Origin of the sequence: Streptomyces sp. AC1-42W (genome assembly GCF_003248355.1) — a bacterium.
Classification (GTDB): Bacteria; Actinomycetota; Actinomycetes; order Streptomycetales; family Streptomycetaceae; genus Streptomyces.
In genome coordinates this window covers 2,592,098-2,613,263 of sequence record NZ_QKWY01000001.1, presented here as the reverse complement: position 1 = coordinate 2,613,263, position 21,166 = coordinate 2,592,098, and the positions used below count along the sequence as shown (strand labels likewise).

The 21,166-nt window shown below is 72.4% G+C and carries 17 protein-coding genes and 2 pseudogenes; 7 read left to right on the top strand and 12 right to left on the bottom strand.

The window, feature by feature from the left end:
• Positions 1–18: 18 nt before the first annotated feature.
• Positions 19–393 (bottom strand): GntR family transcriptional regulator, encoded by a 375-nt coding sequence (locus tag DNK56_RS12040; protein ID WP_111333400.1) that lies wholly within the window; start codon positions 391–393, stop codon positions 19–21.
• 69 nt (positions 394–462) lie between these two features.
• On the opposite strand from DNK56_RS12040, the gene DNK56_RS12035 reads away from it, so the two are divergent.
• A complete protein-coding gene (locus DNK56_RS12035) occupies positions 463–1,383 on the top strand; it encodes a GNAT family N-acetyltransferase (RefSeq protein WP_111335718.1) in 921 nt (306 codons plus the stop codon).
• Positions 1,364–1,861 (top strand): DUF402 domain-containing protein, encoded by a 498-nt coding sequence (locus DNK56_RS12030; protein WP_111333398.1) that lies wholly within the window; start codon positions 1,364–1,366, stop codon positions 1,859–1,861. The genes DNK56_RS12035 and DNK56_RS12030 overlap by 20 nt, the downstream gene beginning before the upstream one ends.
• Before the next feature lie 15 nt (positions 1,862–1,876).
• On the opposite strand, the gene DNK56_RS12025 is transcribed toward DNK56_RS12030, so the two are convergent.
• From DNK56_RS12025 to DNK56_RS12015, 3 genes are all read right to left on the bottom strand, one after another.
• Positions 1,877–2,776 carry an esterase/lipase family protein gene (locus tag DNK56_RS12025; RefSeq protein ID WP_111333396.1) on the bottom strand — a complete coding sequence of 300 codons (900 nt, stop codon included), beginning with the start codon at positions 2,774–2,776 and terminating at the stop codon, positions 1,877–1,879.
• 213 nt (positions 2,777–2,989) lie between these two features.
• Positions 2,990–3,988, bottom strand: coding sequence for a DNA polymerase Y family protein (locus DNK56_RS12020; protein ID WP_111335714.1), 999 nt, complete (start codon positions 3,986–3,988; stop codon positions 2,990–2,992).
• Positions 3,985–7,542, bottom strand: coding sequence for a DNA polymerase III subunit alpha (locus tag DNK56_RS12015; protein ID WP_199563780.1), 3,558 nt, complete (start codon positions 7,540–7,542; stop codon positions 3,985–3,987). The genes DNK56_RS12020 and DNK56_RS12015 overlap by 4 nt, the downstream gene beginning before the upstream one ends.
• Positions 7,543–7,668: 126 nt before the next feature.
• Between DNK56_RS12015 and DNK56_RS12010 the strand changes: the two genes are divergently transcribed.
• Together DNK56_RS12010 and DNK56_RS12005 are read left to right on the top strand one after the other, a co-directional pair.
• A complete protein-coding gene (locus DNK56_RS12010; protein WP_111333394.1) occupies positions 7,669–8,670 on the top strand; it encodes a DUF3533 domain-containing protein in 1,002 nt (333 codons plus the stop codon).
• Positions 8,671–8,697: 27 nt separating this feature from the next.
• Positions 8,698–9,222, top strand: a complete 525-nt coding sequence (locus DNK56_RS12005; RefSeq protein ID WP_111333392.1) for a hypothetical protein — start codon at positions 8,698–8,700, stop codon at positions 9,220–9,222.
• Between the two features lie 63 nt (positions 9,223–9,285).
• Here DNK56_RS12005 and DNK56_RS12000 read toward each other — a convergent pair whose 3' ends face one another.
• A complete protein-coding gene (locus DNK56_RS12000) occupies positions 9,286–10,449 on the bottom strand; it encodes an RNA-guided endonuclease InsQ/TnpB family protein (RefSeq protein ID WP_111333390.1) in 1,164 nt (387 codons plus the stop codon).
• A 17-nt stretch (positions 10,450–10,466) separates the two neighbouring features.
• Here DNK56_RS12000 and tnpA point away from each other — a divergent pair.
• Positions 10,467–10,889: pseudogene (gene tnpA / locus DNK56_RS11995) on the top strand (IS200/IS605 family transposase); the annotation flags it as partial.
• Positions 10,890–11,021: 132 nt separating this feature from the next.
• Here tnpA and DNK56_RS11990 read toward each other — a convergent pair.
• From DNK56_RS11990 to DNK56_RS11980, 3 genes are all read right to left on the bottom strand, one after another.
• On the bottom strand, positions 11,022–11,819 hold the full coding sequence (locus tag DNK56_RS11990; protein WP_111333388.1) for a tetratricopeptide repeat protein: 798 nt from the start codon (positions 11,817–11,819) through the stop codon (positions 11,022–11,024).
• A gap of 305 nt (positions 11,820–12,124) precedes the next feature.
• Entirely contained in the window at positions 12,125–12,667 is a 543-nt protein-coding gene (locus DNK56_RS11985; RefSeq protein ID WP_241989845.1) for a DUF5067 domain-containing protein, read from the bottom strand.
• Positions 12,668–12,700: 33 nt separating this feature from the next.
• Positions 12,701–13,543, bottom strand: a complete 843-nt coding sequence (locus DNK56_RS11980; RefSeq protein WP_111335710.1) for an MFS transporter — start codon at positions 13,541–13,543, stop codon at positions 12,701–12,703.
• Between the two features lie 71 nt (positions 13,544–13,614).
• Here DNK56_RS11980 and DNK56_RS11975 point away from each other — a divergent pair.
• Positions 13,615–14,807, top strand: a protein-coding gene (locus tag DNK56_RS11975) for an IS3 family transposase (RefSeq protein ID WP_111333386.1) whose coding sequence is annotated in 2 segments (ribosomal slippage) — positions 13,615–13,879 and positions 13,879–14,807 — 1,194 coding nt in all. Because the reading frame shifts where the segments join, the coding sequence is not laid out codon by codon here.
• A gap of 46 nt (positions 14,808–14,853) precedes the next feature.
• On the opposite strand, the pseudogene DNK56_RS11970 reads toward DNK56_RS11975, so the two are convergent.
• A pseudogene (locus DNK56_RS11970) lies at positions 14,854–15,396 on the bottom strand (MFS transporter); the annotation flags it as partial.
• Positions 15,397–15,646: 250 nt separating this feature from the next.
• Positions 15,647–16,807 (bottom strand): DUF5685 family protein, encoded by a 1,161-nt coding sequence (locus tag DNK56_RS11965; RefSeq protein WP_111333383.1) that lies wholly within the window; start codon positions 16,805–16,807, stop codon positions 15,647–15,649.
• Between the two features lie 368 nt (positions 16,808–17,175).
• Between DNK56_RS11965 and DNK56_RS11960 the strand changes: the two genes are divergently transcribed.
• Positions 17,176–17,619: a cell division protein SepF gene (locus DNK56_RS11960; RefSeq protein ID WP_111333381.1), complete on the top strand. Its 444-nt coding sequence runs from the start codon at positions 17,176–17,178 to the stop codon at positions 17,617–17,619.
• A gap of 15 nt (positions 17,620–17,634) precedes the next feature.
• Here DNK56_RS11960 and DNK56_RS11955 read toward each other — a convergent pair whose 3' ends face one another.
• Entirely contained in the window at positions 17,635–18,846 is a 1,212-nt protein-coding gene (locus DNK56_RS11955; RefSeq protein WP_111333379.1) for an acyl-CoA dehydrogenase family protein, read from the bottom strand.
• A 121-nt stretch (positions 18,847–18,967) separates the two neighbouring features.
• Entirely contained in the window at positions 18,968–20,692 is a 1,725-nt protein-coding gene (locus DNK56_RS11945; protein WP_111333376.1) for an MFS transporter, read from the bottom strand.
• Positions 20,693–21,166 lie beyond the last annotated feature (474 nt).

The window sequence follows — 21,166 nt, the reverse complement described above, 5'->3', positions numbered from 1 at the left end:
GACGGAGGAGGGCGCCGCTCAGTCGGCGAAGACCGCGCGTACCGCGTCCTGGGCGAGTTCCAGGGCGCGGGCGTGCGAGAGGCCGAGGCGGCGGGCCTGTTCGGCGTACGCGCGGGCCGCGGCGGCCGCGTTGCGGTCGGCGGTGTCCCCGGCGGCGGCGATGAACGTGCCGTTGCGGCCGCGGGTCTCGATGACGCCGTCCGCCTCCAGCGCCCGGTACGCCTTGGCGACGGTGTTGGCGGCGAGGCCCAGTTCCTCGGCGAAGCCGCGTACGGTCGGGAGCCGGTGGCCGACCGGCAGCACGCCGGAGCGGGCCTGCTCGGAGATCTGGGCGCGCAGCTGCTCGTAAGGGGCGGTGCCGGATTCCGGGTCCACGGTGATGTTCGCAGTCACGGGCCGATTGTCCCCCACGGACGGAAATCGGGAGGCGTGCGGGGCGGCGGCGCCGGTACGGTCCCGGCCATGACTGTCATCGTGCGCGACTTCCGGCCCGCCGACGCCGAGGGGTGGGTGCGGGTGCGGCGCGCCGCGCTCCCGTACATGATCACCACGCCGGAGCAGGTCGTCTTCGAGCTGGCCGCCGCTCCCGCCGGGCGGCGGTCCCGGCCGCTGGTCGCCGAGGAGGACGGCGAGATCATCGGGACGGCGCAGGTCGGTCTGGCCCACGACAGCCCCGAGCCCGGACAGGCGTTCTGCAATCCGTACGTCCATCCGGAGCGGACCGGCCGGGGCGCGGGCTCGCTGCTGCTGCGCACCGCCGAGGAGTATCTGGCCCTGGCCGGCGGGACCGCGGTGCACAGCTGGGTCATGGACACGCCCGGCAACCGGGAGTTCGCCGCGCGGCACGGCTACACACCGGGCCGGCCGGCCCACTTCCTCCATCTGGACCTGGCCCGCGGCACGCTGCCGCCCCGTCAGGAGCTCCCGGCCGGAGTGGAGCTGCGGACGGCCGCGGACTTCGCCGGCGACCCGCGCCCGCTGTTCGAGGCGGACGCCGAGACCACCGCGGACGAGCCCGGCGACACGCCGTCCGTGCTCGACGACTACGAGGAGTGGCTCGCCGGGACCTGGCACGACCCCGGCCTCGACCACGCCCTGACCTCGGTCGTGGTGGCGGACGGCGAGGTGGTGGCGTTCAGCGTCGCGCGCACCGACGGGGTGGACCGCTACTGGTCGGGCATGACGGGCACCCGGCGGGCCCACCGGGGCCGGGGGTACGCCAAGCTCGCGAAGAACGACTCGCTGCACCGGGCGCGCGCCGCCGGGTACACCGACGCGTACACCGGCAACGACGCCGGCAACGAACCGATGCTGGCCGTCAACCGCTGGTTCGGCTACGAGATCTGTGCCACGGAGGTACGCCATGTCCACCGCTTCGCCTGACGGAGCCCTGACCGTCGTCCTGCTGAAGGCCGGCCGGACCAAGCTGCGCTATCCGGCGGTGCGGATCGCCGACGACGGCACCCGGGTCACGGTGCGGGCCCCCTGGGCGGTCCCGGGCGTCCGCGACTTCGGGTTCGTACGGTTCGAGCCGGGCGACGTGTTCACCGAGCACTACTGGCGCGACGCCTGGTTCTCGGTGAAGGAGGTCCGCACGGGCACGGGCGAGCTCAAGGGCTGGTACTGCGACATCACCCGGCCGGCCGAGGTCCGGGACGCCGAACTGGTCGTCGAGGACCTGGACCTCGACCTGTGGGTGTCGGCCGACCGCTCCGCCGTCCTGTGCCTGGACGAGGACGAGTTCGCCGCGAGCGGACTGGCCGGCCGCGACCCGGAGGCGGCCCGCGCCGCCGTGCGCGCCCTGGACGAGCTGGAGCGGCTGGCCCGCTCGGCGGACGGCCTCGCCCCGCTGCTGGCGTGAGGGGCCCGGCGGGGGTCAGCGCGCGCCGATGACGGAGGCACAGGTGGTGGGGGTGGCGTGCGCCGGGTCCAGGGCGTTGGCCACCTCGTGGTAGGCGATCCGGTCGATGGTCCCGATCGCCACGTGCTCGGACAGGTCGAGCGGGCAGAGGTCCTGGAGGAGGACGTTGCGTACGTTCGGCCCGTCCAGGAACTGGCTGCGGTACGGGGTGACGACCTCGTCGTAGCGGGTGGCGATGACGGTGTAGCGCACACCGGGCACGGTGTCCGGCAGGGAGTTGAGCTTGGTGATGAAGGGCGATCCGGCCACCTGGTCGGCGAGTCCGGGCGTACCGGCTTCGAGCAGGTCGCCGGCGCCGGGGAAGTACGGCAGGAGCCTGGTCAGGCCGAGCAGGGTGGTGCCGTGGTTGTCGGGGGCGATCCCGATCAGGGCGTTGACCTTGGCGGCTCCGCCGAGGAACTTCAGGTAGTAGTTCGGCATCATGCCGCCCTGGGAGTGGCCGACGATATCGGTCTCGGACGCGCCGGTGGAGGCGAGCACCTTGTCGACGAAGGCGGCGAGCTGTCCGGCCGACGCGTCGATCGGGCCGAGGCCGTTGAAGACCGGGACGCCGGGCAGTTGGCCGTAGTCGAGCGAGTAGACGCAGTAGCCCCGGTTCACCAGGTAGGGGGCGAGGACGAGCCAGTTGTCGATCGAGTTCCCGAAGGTTCCGTGCACCAGGACGACGGGACGCGGGTGGGCGGCGGAGGGCTTGCAGGAGTAGTCGTTCCAGCCGCGCGAGGTGGTGGCCGTCGCGGTGGTGGGGGCGGCGGCTGCGGCCGCCGCGGGGGTGGCGGCCACGGCGACGGCGAGGAGCAGGGCGGCGAGTGTCCGGCGGGCGCGTGGGGAGCGCGGCGCGCGGGTCCAGGGCAGCATCGTGGGGGTCTCCTTGCGGCTCAAGGGAGTTGCGATGGCTGTGCACCCTGCGGCCCGGACCACAAGTTTCCGCTGTCTTTCTGTGTGCTCATGCCAAATTACGCACGAGTAGGGTCCAGTGGGAAGTTACGCGTCGGTAAAAAGTGCGCCGCCCGACCGCACCGCGAGCCGCCCGGCCCGGAGCCGCCCCGCCGGCATGACACCCCGCCCCGCTCAGGCCGCCAGCCGTCCCGGCATCACCGCGCGCGGGCCGAACCGTTCCCGCAGCCGGTCCGCGACCGCCTCGATCCGCCGCGCCCGCTCGTCCACCGGGTCGAAACTCAGCTGGCGGGCGGCCCGTTCGGCCTCGCCCAGCCCCTCGGCGCGCAGCCCGATCCCGCGCACCCTGGCCCGCTGGAGGGCGAACGAGTCGTGGATGCGGTACGCGAGCGCGGTCAGCTCCGCGGAGTGCGCGGTGGGTTCGCGGAGCGTACGGCTCCGGGTCAGCGTCGCGTAGCCGGTCCGGTCGGCGTAGCGCACCGAGACCGCGAGCGAACGGCACACCTGCCCCTCGCCGCGCATCCGCGCGCCCAGCTCCTCGGTGAGCGACATGAGCGCGCCGCGCTGCCGCTCCCGGTCCAGCTCGTCGCGCGGGAAGGTGCGTTCGGCGGCGACCGCGCGGGCGGCGGCGTTCGGCACGACGGCGGAGCGGTCGATGCCGTGCGCCCGCTCCCACAGCTCGCGCCCGGTCCGCGCCCCGGTGATCCGCTGGAGGGTGGCGAGCGGGGCGGCGGCGATCCGGCCGACGGAGTCGAGCCCGTACCCGCACAGGGTGCGGGCCGTCGCCGGCCCGACACCGTCCAGCGCGGCGGCCGGCCGGTCCGCGAGGAAGCCGGCCACCCCGCCCTCGGGCACCACGAAGGTCGTCCCGGGCGCGGCCTGCCGCAGCGCCATCCGGGCCAGCATCGGGTTCTGGGCGGCCCCGATCGCGCAGTCCACGCCGTACAGGGCCAGCGCGCGGACCCGGATCACCGAGGCCAGGTCCCGGACGTCCCGCCCGAAGTAGCGCAGCGCGCCGCGCACATCGGCCAGCGCCCCGTCCGGCGGGGCCGCCTCCACGACCGGGGTGAGCGAGCCGAGCAGGGCGAGCAGCCCCGCGTACCCGGCGGCGTCCGGGGGCCCGCCGCCGATCCGGCGGAACCGCAGGCAGAGAATGCCGGGCCGCCCGTTCATCCCGCGCTCCCCGGGCTCCGGTGCCACAGCTTCCGGCCGGTGGGCAGCCCCTCGCCCGGCGGCTTGAGGTCGGCCCACGGGTTCATCTCGTAACCGGTGGACATCCGGATGCGGCGGCCTCCGTCGCCGCCCGGTGCCGGGTCATCGCGGGACCCGGACCCGGACCCGGACCCGGACCCGGGCTCGGGCACCTGCGCCAGTCGGGCCGCGACCGCGTCGAGCCCACCGGTGCGCCGCAGTTCGGCCAGCTCCGCGAGGTCCCAGGCGGCCGCGCCGACGACGCTCAGGCTGCGGGACCCGCGCCGCTGCACCACCCCGCGCACCAGCAGCAGCCAGGAGTGGAAGACGGTGTGCGCGCAGGCGGCGTGGCTGTCGTCGAAGAAGGCCAGGTCGACCAGGCCCGTACCGTCGTCCAGGGTGGTGAAGACGACCCGGCGGCCGGAGCGGACGGGCGGGGTCTGGGTCGCCGCCTTGGCGCCCGCGACCAGCACCGTCTCCCCGTGCCGCGCCTCGCGCAGCCGCTTGGCCGAGACCGCGCCGAGCTCCTTGAGGAAGGCGTGGTGATCGCTCATCAGATGGCGCGAGACGTCCATGCTCAGCACGCCCAGTTCGGCGCTGAGCCGTTCCGCCTCGTTGAGGTCGGGCAGGCCGACGGGCGCGGTGCGGTGCCCGCCGTCGAGCGGGAGCTGCGCACCGGCGCCGCCGGAACCCGCGCCCCGCCGGGCGCGGTGCAGTTCGGACAGGTGCAGCAGCAGATCGCGGCGGTTGGCCCCGAACGCGTCCAGCGCGCCGACGCGCGCCAGCCGTTCGGCGACAGGCCGGCCGGGACGGGCCCGCTGCCAGAAGTCCAGCAGGGAGCCGTAGGGCTGCCCGTCCTCGATCCGGGCGACCTCGGCCTCGCTGATCCCGTGGACGTCCGAGAGCGCCAGCCGCAGCCCCCAGCGCTTCTCCGCCACCCCCTCATCCGCTCCCTCATCAGACATCAGTTCGATTCGATGGGTGGCCGCGGACCGGTTCACGTCCAGCGGCAGCACCGGGACCCCGCGCCGCCGTGCGTCGGCGAGCAGCAGCCGCTTCGGGTACATGCCGGGGTCGTGGGTGAGCAGCCCGGCGTAGAAGGCCGCCGGGTGGTGGGCCTTCAGCCAGGCCGACTGGTACGTGGGCACCGCGAAGGCCACCGCGTGCGCCTTGCAGAAGCCGTAGCTGCCGAACGCCTCGACGATCTCCCAGGCACGGGCGATGACCTCGGCCCCGTATCCGCGGGCCGCCGCGTGCTGGGCGAACCAGACCCTGATCCGGCTCTGCGACTCGGGGTCGGAGAGCCCGCGCCTGACCCGGTCGGCCTCGTCGCGGCCGCAGCCGGTCATGATGTCGACGATCTGGATGACCTGTTCGTGGAAGACCACCACGCCGTACGTCTCGCGCAGCGGTTCCGCCAGGTCGGGGTGCGGGTAGCGGACCGGGGCGCGGCCGTGCCGGGCCTCGATGAACGGGCGGACCATGTCGGCGGAGACCGGGCCGGGCCGGAACAGCGAGATGTCGACCACCAGGTCGTGGAAGTTCTCCGGCTGGAGCCTGCCGACCAGGTCCCGCTGGCCGGGCGACTCGATCTGGAAGCAGCCCAGCGTCTCGGCCGTCCTGATCAGCTCGTACGTGCGCGGGTCGCCGGGCGCCACGGCGTCCAGGTCCACCTCGCGCCCCGAGGCGCGCTTCACCTCGGCGACCGCGTGCGCCATCGCCGACTGCATCCGCACGCCCAGCACGTCGAGCTTGAGCAGCCCGAGGTGCTCCACGTCGTCTTTGTCGAACTGGGACATCGGGAAGCCTTCGCCGCTGGTGGGCACGACGGGGGTACGGGACATCAGCGAGGAGTCCGAGAGGAGGACCCCGCACGGGTGCATGGCGACCCCGCGCGGCAGCGCGTCCAGCGCCTCCACCAGCTCCCACAGCCTCCCGTACGTCTCCCGGGTCCGGGCCACCTCGCGCAGTTCGGGCAGCTCCTCCATGGCCGCGCGGGCGTCGCGGGCCCGGATGTGCGGGAACGCCTTGGCGAGCCGGTCGGTCTCGGCCGGGTTCAGGGAGAGCGCGGCGCCGACGTCGCGGATGGCGTGCCGCACCCGGTAGGTCTCGGGCATGGCGACGGTGGCGACCCGCTCGGCGCCGAAGCGGTCGATGATCGTGCGGTAGACGTCGAGCCGGCGGGCCGATTCGACGTCGATGTCGATGTCGGGCAGCACGAAGCGCCGCTTGGACAGGAAGCGCTCCATCAGCAGCCCGTGCTCGACCGGGTCGGCGTGGGCGATGCCCAGGAGGTGGTTGACCAGCGAACCGGCCCCGGAGCCGCGGGCGGCCACCCGCACCCTCATCGCGCGTACGTCGTCGACCACCCGGGCGACCGTCAGGAAGTACGAGGCGAAGCCGTGGTGGGCGATGATGTCCAGCTCGTGGTGCATCCGGTCCCAGTACTCCCGCCTGCGGTCGTAGCCGCGCAGCACCATGCCGGCGGCGGCGCGGGAGGCCAGCACCCGCTGGGCGGTGCGCCGGTCCGCGCCGACGAGGCGGGGCTCGGGGAAGCGGACGGAGCCGAGGCCGACGTCCCCCTCGGGATCGACTGCGCAGGCTTCGGCGGTGTGCCGGGTCCCGGCGAGCAGCCGCGCCCCGGCCCCGGCGCCGAGTCCGGCGGCGGCGGTGATCCGCTCGGCGGTCTCCGCCATCGCGCGGGCGTCCTTGAGCCAGCGCTCACCGCTGTCGAGCGGGGCGCGGCGCGGGTCGACGGGGACGAGCCGGCGGGCGGCGTCGAGCACGTCGGCGACCGGGCCCTGTCCGGCGTCGGCGTACCGGACGGCGTTGGTCAGCACGGCCCGTACGCCCTGTTCGGCGGCGAGGCCGACGGTACGGGCGGCGAGCCGCAGCGAGCCGGGCCCGGTGCCGGTGCGCCCGTGGTGGACGGCTTCGAGCCGCAGGGCGTCGCCGTACAGCTCGCGCCAGGGGGCGAGGAGGGCGGCAGCCAGGCCGGGGCGGCCGGCGGACAGGGCCCGGCCCACGTCGGAGGCGGGGCCGAGCAGCACGACGAGCCCTTCGGCGGGCAGCGCGGACCGGTCGGCCAGGGGCCGGCCACCCTCGGGAACGGCGGCGTGGGCGGCGGTGACCAGCCGGCACAGGGCGGCCCAGCCACGGGCGCCGTCGCGGGCGAGGAAGGTCGCACGGGGTGCGGATTCATCGACAAAGGCACCGCCGCGCACCGGGTTCCGGGGCCGGGGCGCGGCCCTGGCCTCCCCGGCCACCGAACCCACCGCGAGGTCCACCCCGAACAGCGGGCGCACCCCTTCCCGGGCGCAGGCACGGGCGAACCGGACCGCGCCGGCCAGGGTGTCCCGGTCGGTCAGGGCGAGGGCGTCCATGCCCCGCTCGGCGGCGCGTGCGGCCAGCCGCTCCGGGTGCGACGCCCCGTACCGCAGGGAGAACCCGGAGGCGGTATGCAGATGCGTGAACCCTGGCACCTGCACCTCCTGGACCGATTCGTACGCGCTACCCACCCCCTCGCTCTCCACCATAAACCAAATTTCGAACACACGTACGATACCCGGAGCCGTCCGTTCCTCCCCCGGTCCGCGCCTCCCCCTCCGCCGTTCGGCCGCGCCCCGACTGCGCGGGCGGCGGGCACCCCGGAGCGTGGGGGCATGACTTTCGCCGCCGAGGTGAGGAAGGCCGTCACTCCACGGGCCGCTCTGCTCGTCATCGGGGTGCTGGCGCTCCAGCTGCTGTTCATCGCGTCCTACATCGGAGCCCTGCACAACCCGAAGCCGACGGACGTCCCCTTCGGCGTCGTCGCGCCCCGGCAGGTGTCCGCCTCCCTCGTCACCGAGCTGGACGAACTGCCCGGCGGCCCGCTCGACCCCCGCGCGGTCGCCGACGAGGCCACCGCACGCCGGCAGATCCTCGACCGGAAGCTCGACGGCGCCCTGATCGTCTCGCCCCGGGGCAACCGGGACACCCTGCTGGTCGCCTCCGGCGGGGGCACCGTCCTGGCCAACTCCCTGACGAAGATCATCAAGGAGGCCGAGGCATCCCGGGAGCGCACCGTGCGCGCCGTGGACGTGGCCCCGGCCTCGCCCCGGGACTTCGACGGGCTGTCCTCGTTCTACCTGGCCGTGGGCTGGTGCGTCGGCGGCTACCTGTGCGCCTCGATCCTGGCCATCAGCGCGGGCAGCCGCCCGGCCAACCGGCAGCGCGCGCTGATCCGGACCGGGGTCATGGCCCTGTACGCGATCGCGGGCGGCATCGGCGGCGCGGTCATCATCGGCCCGATCCTCGACGCCCTGCCCGGCAGCTTCTGGGGGATGTCCGGCCTGGGCGCGCTCACCGTCTTCGCGGTCGGCATGATCACCCTCGCTCTGGAGGCCCTCACCGGCATCGTCGGCATCGGCCTGGCCGTCCTGATCGTGGTCATCGCGGGCAACCCGAGCGCGGGCGGCGCCTTCCCGCTCCCGATGCTCCCGGACTTCTGGCGCGCGATCGGCCCGGCCCTGCCCCCGGGCGCCTCGACCTGGACGGCGCGCTCGATCGCGTACTTCCGCGGCAACGCGGTGACCGGCCCGCTCCTGGTGCTGTCCGCCTGGGCGGTGGCGGGCACGCTCATCACCCTCCTGACAGCCCTGCGCAAGAAGCCGGACCCCCGCTAGTCCGCCCCGGGCCTACCATCGGCCCCTATGATCACACTGGCCGTCACCGTCGGGCTCGCGTTCGCCGGCTTCGTCATCACCTATCTCAACGGGCTGCGCCTCGCACAGCGCCAGGAACGCCTCGCCCGGGTGAACCGCCAGCTCAGCGACCTCTACGGCCCCCTGTTCGCCCCCACCGAGGCCAACAGCCGCATCTTCGCCGCGTTCCTGGAGCGCAACGCCCGCGCCGACGGCAGGTCGCCCTTCGCCCATGAGACGCCGCCCACGGACGAGGAGCTGGCCGAGTGGCGGCTGTGGGTGACGACCGTCTTCCTGCCGAACATCCGGGCCATGCGCGATCTCGTCCTCGGCCACGCCGACCTCCTGCGCGAGCCGGTGATGCCGCCGCTCCTGCTCCAGCTGTGCGCCCATGTCTCGGGGTACGAGATCACGGCCGCCCGCTGGGCGCAGGGCGGTTACGAGCACCATCTCTCGGTGGTGCCGTTCCCCGCCCAGGAGGTGGCCGTGTACGCGCGCAGGGGCTTCTCCGAAGTCAACTTGACCCGGTCCTGAAGGGCCGGGTTTGGAGGTAGCGCCCGACTGGCTGCCGGGTTGGCTCCTCCGTCCAGTCATCCCTTATGGGGTGGCAGGGACGCGTGACTCACGCCCCGCGGTCCACACGGCCTCGCCCTTGCGGGCGAGGTTGTGGGACGCGTTGTCGTCCGCGTTGGCCAGGAACCCGCAGGCCCGGCACGCGAACGTCGCTTGACCGACACGGTTCTTCCGGTCGATGTGACCGCACTCGGAGCACTGCCGGCTGGTGTGGGCCGGATCGACGTACACCAGCGGCACCCCGGCCCGGCGTGCCTTGTACTCCACGAAGGAGGCAAGCTGGTGGAAGCTCCACGAGTGCAGAGATGACCGCTGGTCCTTGCGGAGCCGTACCCGGCTGCGGATGCCCGTCAATTCTTCGAGGGCGATACCGGCGCCGGTGCGTTCAGCGGTGGTGACGATCTTCTTCGAGACGATGTGGTTGACGTTGGCGGTATGCCGGGCTTCCTTCCGCGAACGCTTCTTCAGGAGACGCTTCGCGGACTTGGTGCCCTTGGCCTGCAACGTGCGCCGCAGGTCGAGCTGTCGCTTGCGGTGCCGCTTCAGGCCCCGGCCGGCGGCCCGGTACCCGGTCGATGTGGTGGCGATGTTGACGATGCCGAGGTCGACGCCGACGAACCCGTCCGGCTCGTACACCTCGGGCTCGGGGATGTCGCAGACGGCGACGAGGTAGAACACGCCGTCGCGTTCGATCAGGTCCGACTCGCCCTTGCGGTGCTCGCGCAGCATCTTCAACGCGTCCGGCGAGCAGGCGAACCGCACGCCCTTGAGACGTCCGGCCACCGTCCAGACCGACACCGTTGCGGCGTCGTGCTGCCAGGACAGGCAACGATCGTCATACGGCTGCGCGGCCCCGGGCCGGAACGTGACCGGCTTCGACTCCGCCTTGATCCGCCGCTTCGAACCCGGCTTTCCCAGGTTCCCCGCCTTGATGTTCGCCTTCAACGTGGTGTAGGCATCACACGTCTTCTTGATGACGTGCTGGGCGGCCTGTGCCCCCAGCCCCCGGGCCTTCAACTCGGTGTAGGTGTGCTTGCGCAGCTCGTACTCACGCGGCACACCATGATCGAACGCCACCGCCGACACCCAGCAGGCGGCCTCGTTGACCGTGCGCAGGGTGGAGCGCAGCGCGGCGGCCTGACCGGCCTCCGGCATCAGCTTCACCTGAGTCACGAGCTTCACAGCCATGATCGTAGCGTCGACCTATGTCACCTCGCTGGGAGCCAAACCCCAACATTCACAGGGGCAGAACCGTCGCCCACACCCTCCACGCCCACTTGGTCTTCACGCCCAAGTACCGGCGTGGCCCCCTCACTGACGCAATCCTCACGCGCTGCGAGGAGATCATGCGCGCGGTATGCGCGGACTTCGAGACCGACCTGGCCGAGTTCAACGGCGAACGCGACCACGTACACCTCCTGGTGCACCATCCGCCGAAGGTCGCCCTGTCACGACTGGTCGGCTCCCTCAAGAGCGTCTCCGCCCGCCGGCTCCGGCAAGAGTTCCCCGACCACATCCGGAAATACCTGTGGGGCGCACACTTCCGGTCCCCGTCCTACTTCGCGGCATCCTGCGGCGGAGCACCACTCAGCATCATCAAGGACTACATCCAGCAGCAGAAACATCCGCTCCAGATCTGGACTCCGAGTCGGAGCAGTCCAGAGAAGCGATCCCTCCCAGGCCCGAAGGCCCGGGGTTCCTCGCTAGATCCCGCTGAAGAAGGAGCAGGCCGCCTCCCCGGCCGACACCGCACCGGCTGATCAGCCCACCGACCCGCGCCACCGGTCGCGCTGCCGGCGGGTCCACCGGGTGCCCCGGTGGCGGGGGCCCAGTACGCGTTCCATGTCGGCCGACAGCCGTTCGTACGCGTCGAGGGCGCCCGCCGCGTCACCGGCCCGCGCCCGCAGGCCGGCCAGGGTCAGCCGGGTCAGCAGGACGACGTGGTGGTCCGCGCCGCGCAGCCGCGTCCGCTCCCGCAGCAGCCGCTCGTACGCCTCCACGGCACCGGCCTCGTCCCCCTGGTGCCGACGCACCTGGGCCAGATGCCACAGGGCGGCCACATCGGGCGGTTCCTTCCGCACGACCACCGCCTCCGGGAGCCGCCCCTCCAGCTCGTCCCACCGCAGCACGGGCGGCACCCACCCCTCCCGCTCCCGCCAGTACGCCCGGTTGCGGCGCGCCCACGCGGCGCGGGCGGGGTCCTCGCCCGGCAGCAGCAGCCCGTACGCGTCCGCCGCGCCTGTCGCGTCACCGGCCTCCGTCCGCACCTGGGCCAGGAGCAGCCGGGTGTCCAGGACCAGCGGATGGTCCGCGCCCCAGGCCGCGGTCCGCAGCTCGACCAGCCGTTCGTAGGACGCGACGGCGACCGGGTCCCCGCTCTCCCTGCGCCGGGCGGCGGTGTACCGCAGTTCGCGGGCCTCGCCCCTCTCCTCGCCCAGCAGCCGGTCCCGGCCGGTCAGCAGCCGGCCCGGATGGCACTTCAGATCCCTGCGGACGGCGCGGGTGTCCCCGAGGACGCCCACTCCGATCGCCACCCAGCGCGTCCACTTCCTGTCCATGCTTGCCCCCGTCTCCGCACCCGTACGTCCACCGTACCCAGACAACCCCCGGCCCTGGGCGCCGTCGCGTCCGGGGCCGGGGGTCAGAGGCTTCCGTTGCGGAAGCCGGTCGTTATCCTTCAACCAACTCACAGGTTTGCAACGCACCTTGACAGAGCCTTTGGTGTCGGCGACATGTTAAGCGCCAGGGCCGGGCCGCTCACCACACCGCGCTCATCGAAGGAATGTCGGCTCACGTTTTGACCGTGACGAAGCCCCGCTGCCCCGGAACTCGGGTTCCGGCGGGCGGCGGGGTTTCGGCGTACTCAGAAACTCGCGGTGCGGTCGAAGCCTGTGACCTTCAGCTTGACGCCGTTCACAGTTTTGAGCGTTGTGGGGAACTCGCCTTTGGCCGTTTGGCCGGGCTGCACGTCGGTTTCCATCTGGGTCCCGTTCTCCAGCCGGGTACCGTCCGCGCTGACAACCTCCCAGTCCCATGAGTAATTGGACTTCTCGCTGCTGTTGTTCTTGATCGTCCACACGAGCCAGATGTTGGTGATCCCGGCCGATGAGCGGTCGTCGAGTTGGAAATCGACGAGGTCCGCCCGCTCGTCCTGAGACTTCTTCGTCGTTTCGGTTGAGGCACTGGCCGCCTCGCTCGGTGCGTCCGTGACGCTGTCGTCGGAGCCGCCGCTCAGCGCAATTACCATGACAATCACGCCGATGACGACAGCTGCGACCAGCGCGCCACCGCATCCCCACAGACAGCCGCGACTCCGTCGGCTCTTCCGCGGCGGTTCGTACGGAGGCGGACCGCCGTCCGGCTCTCCCCACCGAGGACCGTTTTCAGGCTGTTCATTGGATGGCATGGTCCGCCTCCTCCGCATACGGGTGTCGCCACGCTAGGGAAGTCGGGAGGAGCACCGCGAGCCGGGAGAAGCCATTCGGGTGATGGCCCCGGTGACCGGACAGGCTTTCTCCTTGACCACCAGCGGCGCGAGGCAAAGCCCCCGGACCTGAGCAATGGCCAGCGGCACGACGGCGGCGGCCGCGATGATCAGGGCGCCCACCGCCAGCGTCGTGCGAAGCCCGAACACCTGAGAGGCGGGGCCCGCCAGGAGGTATCCGATGGGCACGGGAAGGATCTGCCCGAGCGTTGAGTAGGACAGGGTCCGGCCCAGCCGGTCCGCCGGAATCCTCTCCTGCACCAACGAGGCCCACACGGTCATGCTCACCGCCAGCCCCGAGCCCGCCAACGCCGTGGCGGCCGCGAGGACGGGCAGCGGTACGGCCGCCGCCATCGCGCCCAGCGGCACCGCCATGGAACCGGTTCCCGCACAGACCACGACCCCGACCCGACGCGGCTTCCACATCAGGGCGAGCGCCGCCCCGGCCACCAGCCCCGCGGTGAAGCCGGAGACCACCACGCCCCACGGGGCGGCGCCGCCGAGCACCCGCTGTCCGTACACCGGGCCCAGGAGCTGGTAGCCGACCAGCCACACAGGAACGATCACGGCGGCTTGGCAGACCATCACCCACAACCAGCGGCGGGAGCGGAAGTCATCCCAGCCCTCGCGCAGGTCGGCGGTGAAGCCGGTCCGGACCTTCACGTTCTTGGCCTTGAGGCTGATCCGGGAAAAGAGCAGGGCCGAGGCAGCGAACGTGAGAGCGTCCCAGCCGAGGGCCCAGCCAGGGCCGACCACGGCGACCAGGACGCCGCCCAGGGCGGGCCCCGCCACCTTCATGAGCTGCACTGATCTTCGTGGAGTCCCTGAAGCCTGGGTTACGCTTCCAGGCGTAAGGAGAACCACGAGCTGTGCCAGCACCACGCAAATACCCCGATGAACTCCGTGAGCGCGCCGTCCGCGAGGTCCGCTCCACCGGCCGCCCGGTCGCTCACGTGGCCCGCGACCTCGGCATCCACAAGGAAGCCCTGCGGTCCTGGGTCCGCCAGGCCGAGGCAGACGCCGGAGAGCGCGACGACCGCCTCACCACCGCCGAACGCGACGAGCTGAAGGAACTGCGCAAGGAGAACGCCGAGTTGAGGCGGGCCAACGAGATCCTCAAGGCCGCCTCTGTGTTTTTTGCCCAGGAGATCGACCGTCCCCGGACGAGGCCGAGCAGGTGATCGACCACTTGCGCGAGAAGGACCTCGGGGTCGATCCCGTATGCCGGGTGCTTCAGCTGTCGCCGTCGACGTACTTCGCGCGCAAGAAGCGGCCGAAGTCGGCCCGCCGCCTGCGCGACGAGGAACTGATCCCGCTGGTCACAGCCGTATGGGAGGACTCCGGACGCACCTACGGCGCACGCCGCGTCACCCGCGCTCTGGCCCGCGCCGGCCACCCGGTCGCGCGGTGCACGGTCGAGCGGCTCATGCGCGAGCTCGGCATCGAGGGCGTCACCCGCGGGCAGCGCCGCCGCACCACGATCCCGGAGCCGGCCGCCCCGCGCCCGCCGGACCTGGTCAACCGCCGCTTCGAGGCGAGCCGCCCGAACCAGCTGTGGCTGGCCGACCTGACCTACATCCGCACCTGGTCGGGCTGGGTCTACGTCGCCTTCGTCCTGGACGCGTACTCCCGGCGGATCGTGGGCTGGCAGGCCGCCACCCATATGCGCACCGACCTCCCGCTGGACGCGCTGGAGATGGCCCTGTGGCGGCAGAAGATCAAGAAGGACGCCGACCTCATCCATCACAGCGACAGGGGGTCGCAATACGTGTCCATTCGCTATACGGAGCGTCTCGCCGAGGTCGGTGCCTCGGCGTCGGTCGGGTCCGTCGCGGACAGCTACGACAATGCGATGGCCGAGGCCCTGAACGGCACCTTCAAGGCCGAACTGATCGAGCATCAGGGGCCGTGGCGGGACTATGACGAGGTCGAGCGGGCCGTCTTCCAGTGGGTCGCGTGGTACAACGGTGAACGACTCCACTCCGCCCTCGGCTACGTGCCACCAGATGAGTTCGAGCAGGATTACTGGGCGAGACTGGAGCAAGTCCCGCAGACCGCTTGATCACACGATCGCGGACTCCACGAAAGTCGGGGCAGCTCATCACGGTGTTCTGCCCGATCTTCAGCAGGGCATTGGCCGCGTGCCGGAGTTCGGCCGGAACGACCTCCACGACGATGCCGCCGGCCGCCGGGGTGAAGAAGGCCCCCGCCGCCCCGCAGACGGCCGACATCGCCACCAGGTGCCAGACCCGGGCCGTACCCGAGAGGAGCAGGAGCACCGCAGCCGCCTCCGCGGCCGCGCAGACGATGTTGGACCACACCATGACTCGGTGTCGGGGCAGCCGGTCCGCGACGACGCCGCCAACGAGCAGCAGCAGGATCTGTGGTACGACGCTCGCCGCGAGGACCGCGCCCAGCGCCCCCGGCCCGCCACCAATCTTGAGCACCGCGAAGGCGAGCCCAATGGGCGCCACAGCCGATCCGGTCCAGGAGAGCAGGCGGGCGGCGAAGTGCAGCCGGTACGGTCTGATCGTCAAGGGGGCGCCTGCCTCCCGGACCCGGGCCGCCCAGCTGATACGGGGGACGGGCCCTGCTGGATTCCGGTCGTGCAGCCGCGCCTTACGCAAGATCCAACTCCACCCAGAGAACACGAAATCCCGGCGGTCAGGTGCCGCCGGGAAGGTCACCCCGACTCTAGAGCACCCCGAAGATCGTCTGTCTCGGACGCACCAACAGGCGCCCTTGGACTTAACCGTGAAGACTCAGTGCGTTGCGGGGTGCCGGGCCGGCTTCGAGGACCGGCGCGCCGTCCCGCTCCCGCCAGCGCTCCCAGTCCCGCGCCGCCTGCTGTTGTGCGTGCGTACTCATGGCCCCACCGTTCCACATGGGACCGGCTCCGCCTCAGCAGTCGCAGCCGCAGTCGCAGCAATTGCAGCAATCCCCACAGCTGCTGCACGCGTCGCAGCCGTCGCAGCAGTCCCCGCAGTCGCACTGACTGCACAGCCCCTCGCGCCGCTGGCGGGTCCAGGGGTCCTCGAAGGTGCCGCAGCACATCTGGCAGGTGCAGGCGAGCCCGGCCCACACCAGGCAGCCCATGACGAGCCCGCGCCGGTCGCGCGGCGGCTCGGGCGGCCGGGGCCCGGCGGGCCCGCCCGGTCCGGTGGGGGTGTACGGGTTGCCCGGCGGCGGCCCGAAGGAGCCCGCGGGCCCGGTTCCTGACGGTGCGCCGGGCCCGGCGGCCGCTTCGTCGGCCCGGTGCGAGCAGACGTCCGTGGCGAAGGCCCGGTCCACCGAGCGCCGCAGTTCATGGGCCAGCAGGACGTGTGCGAGGCGGTCGTCGGTGAACTCCGCGTCGCGCAGCGCCAGCCGTACGCCCCGCAGCGCGTCGTCGCACAGCCGCCGGGCCTCGGCGCGCGAGGTGCCGGTCGCGGTGAGCGGGTTCCAGGCGCCCGACGCGGCGTCGGCCTCCTGGTCCTCCACCGCGTCCAGCAGATGCGCGAGGCGTCCGAAGAGGCGTCCGGCCTCGGCGAGCGGTTCGGCGTTGTGCGGCTTGCCCGCGAGGACGGCGGTGTGCGCGAAGGCCGCGGCGGTGGCGGTCTCGGTGGGCTCGGTGACCGTCAGCAGCGGGGTGCCGGGGCCGGCCAGCAGCTCGATGCCGGTCTGGCGGTCCACGGCGTCCACGAGGACCGCGGTGTCGAAGCCGAGCCGCGCACCGGTGCGGGCCCCGGCCCGGTCCCAGCTCGCCGCCACCCGGCGGGCCGCCGCGGCGACCGGGCGGCGGGCCAACAGGCCGTCCCGGTCGGCGACGTGGTCCCGGACCTTCGCCGAGGCCAGCACCAGCGAGACGGCCGCCGCCAGCCGGGCGCCCTCGCCGCGCGCGACGGGCGCGGTGCGCATCGAACGCAGCGGGCAGGGCCCGGCGGTGCGGCGCTGTCCGGGCGTGCGTTCGACCTGAGCCTCCGTCAGCACCGAGACGATCAGGCCGTCGTAATTGGTGACGATCCGGGCGAACTGCCCGTGGTCGGAGCGGAGCGCCAGGCAGAGCCCGCACAGATGCGCCATCCACTCGGTCCTGAGCCCCTCGGAGAGGCGATGCGTACAGGGCCTGACTATTCCGAACACGGTCTTCCCCCCGGAGTTTCGTTCATGTGTGCGCCGCACTCGGGCGCGAGCGCGACGGCATCGTACCGAGCGGACCGTTCACCCGTACGTCCCCCATGTCACCCGTACGGCCCGGAGCATCATATTTTCTTTCTTCACCCCCCTTTACCTGTACGAATCCTGACGAATCGCCACATCCTCTGCACCAGTACCGTCACGAATGTCCTGCGCGCCGCCTATCCCCTTGGCGCGCGATCCGCATCATGGACGACCATAGGGATACGAAAGAGATGCGGAACACCAAGGAACCGCGGTGAGAGGAGGCGTCCATGGGATCGGTGCGCAAGGCGAGCGCCTGGCTGGGCCTCGTCGAGGACAACGACGAGCGGTACTACGACGACGACGAATACGCCGAGGGTGCGCGGACCGGCACCGGCCAGGCCTGGGTGACCGATCCGCGCGTGCGGGTGGCCTCCGAGGCGGCCCAGGAGACCGGCCGCCGGATCGCCACGGTGACCCCGGACAGCTTCCGGGACGCCCGCAGCATCGGCGAGCTGTTCCGGGACGGCGTCCCGGTGATCATGAACCTCACGTCCATGGACTCCGCCGACGCCAAGCGCGTGGTGGACTTCGCCGCCGGGCTGATCTTCGGACTGCGCGGGTCGATCGACCGCGTGGCCACCCGGGTCTTCCTGCTGACTCCCGCCGACACCCAGGTGCTGAACGGCGAAGCCGCCGGCCGCCCGGCCGACGGCTTCTTCAACCAGAGCTGACCGCCCTCCGGGCGCTCATCGGAACGCGTCCAGACCGGTGAGCGCCTTCCCCAGGACCAGCTGGTGCATCTCCACGGTGCCCTCGTAGGTGAGCACCGACTCCAGGTTGGTCGCGTGCCGCATCACCGGGTACTCCAGCGAGATCCCGTTGGCGCCGAGGATCGTGCGCGAGGTGCGGCAGATCTCGATGGCCTCCCGTACGTTGTTCAGCTTCCCGAAACTGACCTGCTCCGGACGCAGCCGCCCCGCGTCCATCCGCCGGCCCAGGTGGTGGGCGAGCAGGATTCCCTTGTGCAGCTCGACCGCCATGTCGGCGAGCTTGGCCTGGGTGAGCTGGAAGCCGCCGATGGGCCTGCCGAACTGCTCCCGGCTCCGCGCGTACGCCACGGCCGCCTCGAAGCTCGACCGGGCCGCGCCCATGGCGCCCCAGACGATGCCGTAGCGGGCATGGCTCAGACAGCTGAGCGGGCCGCGCAGCCCGGTGACGCCCGGCAGGACGGCGTCGGCGGGCAGCCGTACCTCGTCCAGGATCAGTTCGCTGGTGACCGAGGCGCGCAGCGACCACTTGTGCCGGATCTCGGGCGCGGAGAAGCCCGGCGCGTCCGTCGGCACCAAGAAGCCCCGGATGCCGCTGCCGTCCTGGCTGTCGCCGGTCTGCGCCCAGACGACCGCGACCCCGGCGACCGAACCGTTGGTGATCCACATCTTGCGGCCGCTGAGCACCCAGTCCCCGCCGTCGCGCCTGGCGTACGTGCGCAGGCCGGCCGGGTCCGAGCCGTGGTCCGGTTCGGTGAGGCCGAAGCAGCCGATGGTCTCGCCGGCCGCCATGCCGGGCAGCCACCGCCGCCTCTGCTCCTCGGAGCCGTAGCGGTGGATCGCGTACATGGCGAGGGAGCCCTGTACGGAGACGAGCGAGCGGATGCCGGAGTCGGCCGCCTCCAGCTCCAGGCAGGCCAGCCCGTACTGGACGGCGGTGGCGCCCGCGCAGCCGTACCCCTGGAGCGACATGCCGAGCGCGCCGAGCGCGCCCAGTTCGCGGGTCAGCTCGCGGATGCCGGGCAGCTCGCCGTTCTCGTACCACTCGGCGATGTGCGGCAGGACGCGGTCGGCGGCCCAGGTGCGGACCGTGTCGCGGATCGCGAGGTCCTCGGGGTCCAGCAGGTCGTCGAGGCCGATCGGGTCGTGGGGGTCGAAGGGCGGGAGCTTCGGGGTGGGGGCGGTGGACATGAGGGTGTGCCTCCGGCAGAACGACGGGGAACGGCTACGGGACGGCTGGGAACGGCGACGGGACTACGGGTCGGTTACGAGCAGTCATGGCCAGGCATGGACGGCTCGAAAACTAGCAGCGTTAGTTACGTTGCCGTGCCGACGTTACGACCCGGTGTGCCGCTCGTCCAGAGCCCCCCGCCCCGGCCGGCCGGCGCCGGGCGGGCAGCCGTACCGCCGCGTCCGGGCACTCGACGGCTGCCGCGGGTGCCGGGGCCACCGCGTCCAGGCGCTCCGCGGACTCGCGCGGCTCGCACAGCTTCGGCGCGCACTCCATCAGCCGGGGCAGCCGCAGCGCGGCCAGCGCGCCGAGCAGCAGCAGCCCCGCGCTGACCATCAGCGTGACGTGCAGCCCGTCGATGAAGGCGTCCCGCGCGGTGGCGCGCAGCACAGCGCCGAGGGGGCCGCCCAGTTGCGCGGCCTCCTGGTACGCCTCGCCCAGGGAATGCGAGGCCGCCGCACTCGCGGAGGCGGGGACCCCGGCGGCGGGCAGGCCGGCCAGGCCGGGGGTGTACGCGGCGTTCATCACGCTGCCCAGCAGCGCTATGCCCATCCCGGCGCCCAGCTGGTAGGAGGTCTCCCCGATCGCCGCCGCCCCGCCGGCCCGGTCGGCGGGAGCCTCGCTGAGCATCGACTCGTACGCGCCGAAGAGCGTGGACTGGAGGCCGAAGCCCAGGGCGACGAACGCGACGGCCAGCAGCCAGGCCCGGTCGTGCCGGCCCATCGCGGTCAGCGTGAGCACCGAGGCGGCGGTCAGGACGAACCCCCAGCCGACCATCCGGCGCGGCCCGAGCCGGCGCAGGGTGTGGGAGCCGGTGGCGCCGGCGGCCATCGCGGCGAAGGTGAGCGGGAGCAGTCTGAGGCCGGTCTCCAGGGGGCTGAGGCCGAGGACGAGCTGGAGGTACTGGACGGCGACGAGCTCCAGGCCGACCAGGGCGAGCATGGCGAGGACGATGCAGCCGACCGCGGTCGAGAAGGCGGGCCTGCCGAACATGCCGATGTCGATCAGCGGATGGGTGCGCCGTTTCTGGCGGCGGACGAAGGCGACCAGCAGCGCGGCGCCGAGCAGCAGCGGCACCAGGGTGGCGGCACCGGTCAGCCCCTCCCCCGTACCGGCCCGCTTCACGCCCAGGACCACGCCGAGCACTCCGGCCGCGGCCATCAGCGCGCCGAGCACGTCCCACGGGCCGTCGTCGCTGCCCCGCGACTCGGGGAGCAGCAGCCGGCCGACGGGGAGGATCAGGGCCATCAGCGGGATGTTGATCAGGAAGACCGAGCCCCACCAGAAGTGCTCGACGAGGAATCCGCCGATGACGGGGCCGGTGGCGGCGCCGACCGCGGCGACGGCGGACCAGACGCCGATCGCGACGGCCCGCTCGCGCCGGTCGGGGAAGACCTGGCGCAGGATCGAGAGCGTCGCGGGCATGATCATCGCCCCGCCGACGCCGAGCAGGGCCCGGGCCGCGATGAGCACGCCCGCGCTGCCGGCCAGGGCGGCGACGGCGGACGCGACGCCGAAGAGGGCGTAGCCGATCAGCAGGACGCGGCGGCGGCCGACCCGGTCGCCCAGGGTGCCGAAGAGGATCAGCAGGGAGGCGCAGACCAGCGGGTAGGCGTCCACGATCCAGAGCAGCCCGGCGGCGCTGGGCCGCAGGTCCTCGGTGACGGCGGGGACGGCGACGTGCAGCACGGTGGCGTCGAGCGCGACGAGCAGCAGGCTGAGGCAGAGGACGACGAGGACGACCCAGCGATTGGCACCGTCGGCGGCCGAGCGCAGGCGGATTCGGGCGGTGGTCGTCCCGGACATGCATCTACCTCCCAAAAGGTCCCTCGCACTCGGCGGGCCCATGGGACGCGGTGTCCACCGTCCCTCGGGGGCCCGGCATCGAACGGGCGAGTGATCCGTCAGCGTACGCGAGTTCGGCAGGGCCACACGTGGCCCATCTCATACCGTCCGACCCGGTGAAGTGTGGCGTACGCCACTGCCGCACACCCGTTCGGGTCACCGTCGGGACCTGCGGCGATCCATCGGCGGCCGCCCGGCGGCGCCGCACGGCCGCCCACCCGAAGCCGTACGGTAACCGGACTGCCACCCTCCGTTCCGTTCCGGCGCGCTGTCGATAAACACACTTCGAAGACCCGGAGACAGTGCGGCTATTTCGGTGAATTATCTTTTCGAACAGGCATCGCATAACCCTCGTAAAGAAATACGAGAGTTATTCATGCTCCCTGGAAAAACCCGCCCGGTGAGACGCAGTCCACATCACATCGTCATCACGAA

Bases quoted from the DNA above. Each gene is read 5' to 3' on its own strand.
- DNK56_RS12025 (WP_111333396.1), bottom strand. From the start codon at position 2,776: ATGCTGCCCTGGACCCGCGCGCCGCGCTCCCCACGCGCCCGCCGGACA.
- DNK56_RS12015 (WP_199563780.1), bottom strand. From the start codon at position 7,542: ATGGTGGAGAGCGAGGGGGTGGGTAGCGCGTACGAATCGGTCCAGGAG.
- DNK56_RS11985 (WP_241989845.1), bottom strand. From the start codon at position 12,667: ATGCCATCCAATGAACAGCCTGAAAACGGTCCTCGGTGGGGAGAGCCG.
- DNK56_RS12035 (WP_111335718.1), top strand. From the start codon at position 463: ATGACTGTCATCGTGCGCGACTTCCGGCCCGCCGACGCCGAGGGGTGG.
- DNK56_RS12020 (WP_111335714.1), bottom strand. From the start codon at position 3,988: ATGAACGGGCGGCCCGGCATTCTCTGCCTGCGGTTCCGCCGGATCGGC.
- DNK56_RS12005 (WP_111333392.1), top strand. From the start codon at position 8,698: ATGATCACACTGGCCGTCACCGTCGGGCTCGCGTTCGCCGGCTTCGTC.
- DNK56_RS11990 (WP_111333388.1), bottom strand. From the start codon at position 11,819: ATGGACAGGAAGTGGACGCGCTGGGTGGCGATCGGAGTGGGCGTCCTC.
- DNK56_RS11960 (WP_111333381.1), top strand. From the start codon at position 17,176: ATGGGATCGGTGCGCAAGGCGAGCGCCTGGCTGGGCCTCGTCGAGGAC.
- DNK56_RS11965 (WP_111333383.1), bottom strand. From the start codon at position 16,807: ATGGCGCATCTGTGCGGGCTCTGCCTGGCGCTCCGCTCCGACCACGGG.
- DNK56_RS11945 (WP_111333376.1), bottom strand. From the start codon at position 20,692: ATGTCCGGGACGACCACCGCCCGAATCCGCCTGCGCTCGGCCGCCGAC.
- DNK56_RS11980 (WP_111335710.1), bottom strand. From the start codon at position 13,543: ATGAAGGTGGCGGGGCCCGCCCTGGGCGGCGTCCTGGTCGCCGTGGTC.
- DNK56_RS11955 (WP_111333379.1), bottom strand. From the start codon at position 18,846: ATGTCCACCGCCCCCACCCCGAAGCTCCCGCCCTTCGACCCCCACGAC.
- DNK56_RS12000 (WP_111333390.1), bottom strand. From the start codon at position 10,449: ATGGCTGTGAAGCTCGTGACTCAGGTGAAGCTGATGCCGGAGGCCGGT.
- DNK56_RS12030 (WP_111333398.1), top strand. From the start codon at position 1,364: ATGTCCACCGCTTCGCCTGACGGAGCCCTGACCGTCGTCCTGCTGAAG.
- DNK56_RS12010 (WP_111333394.1), top strand. From the start codon at position 7,669: ATGACTTTCGCCGCCGAGGTGAGGAAGGCCGTCACTCCACGGGCCGCT.